Origin of the sequence: Neoroseomonas marina (assembly GCF_012927745.1) — a bacterium.
Classification (GTDB): Bacteria; Pseudomonadota; Alphaproteobacteria; order Acetobacterales; family Acetobacteraceae; genus Neoroseomonas; species Neoroseomonas marina.
Window position 1 is genome coordinate 1 of the sequence record NZ_JABBKX010000025.1, and the last position, 1,052, is coordinate 1,052.

Genomic DNA, 1,052 nt, shown 5'->3' on the forward strand with positions numbered 1-1,052 from the left:
TAGAGCATGATCGCATCTTTTTGAGTCGTGGGGGATTCCGGCACGGGCGTCTGATGTGATTCAAGCTGCTGGCTGGGCAGGAGGCCAGCAGCGATGCCGAAGCCCTATTCATCGGATCTGCGCCAACGAGCGATAGCGCTGGTGGAAAAGGGTCAGTCGCGCCGGGAAGTGGCGAGGCTGCTGTCGCTGGACAAGTCGACGGTGATCCTGTGGGTGAAGGAGTATCGCGCCACCGGCAAGCAGGCCGCTGCGCCGATGGGCGGCCGGCGCCGCTTCGCCTTGCTGGCCGAGCGTGACTGGCTGCTGGCTCGGATCGCCGAGGCGCCGGACCTGACCGGGCGTGCGCTGCGGGCGGAATTGGCGGAGCGCGGCACCAAGGTCAGCTACGACGCGGTATGGCGCTTCCTGCGCGAGGAACGCCTCACCTTCAAAAAAAAGCCTACGCGCCGCCGAGCAGGATCGGCCCGACGTGGCGCGCAAGCGGGAGCGCTGGAAACGCCACCAGCATCGGATTGACCCGGCCCGCCTGGTCTTTGTGGATGAGACCTGGGCCAAGACCAACATGACGCGCACGCATGGACGTGCCCTGCGCGGTCAGCGCCTGGTCGCGGCTGTCCCACAGGCGCGCTGGACCACCATGACCTTTCTCGCCGCCCTGCGCTCAGATGGCATCACCGCACCCTGCGTGTTCGACGGCCCGATCAATGGCTGCCTGTTCCTGGCCTGGGTCACCCAGTTCCTCGTGCCCACCTTGCGATCAGGTGATGTCGTCATCCTCGACAACCTCGGCAGTCACAAGGCCATCGCGGTGCGCCAGGCAATCCGCGCCGCAGGCGCCCATCTGCTGTTCCTGCCGCCCTACAGCCCCGATCTCAACCCAATCGAGATGGCATTCGCCAAGCTGAAGACCCTGCTCCGCAAGGCCGACGAGCGATCCATCGCCGCCGTCTGGCACCGCATCGGATCGCTCCTCCACTACTTCAGCCCAGATGAATGCTCAAACTATCTCCGTCACGCCGGATACGACCAAAACTGATCCGATCATGCTCTAG

Annotated in this window: 1 protein-coding gene; it reads left to right on the forward strand. The window is 64.8% G+C overall.

Annotated features, from left to right (window positions below):
* Window positions 1–93 precede the first annotated feature (93 nt).
* A protein-coding gene (locus GWK16_RS24910; RefSeq protein WP_170056676.1) for an IS630 family transposase occupies window positions 94–1,036 on the forward strand; the annotation gives its coding sequence in 2 pieces (ribosomal slippage) (window positions 94–440 and window positions 439–1,036; 945 coding nt in all).
* Window positions 1,037–1,052: the final 16 nt, after the last annotated feature.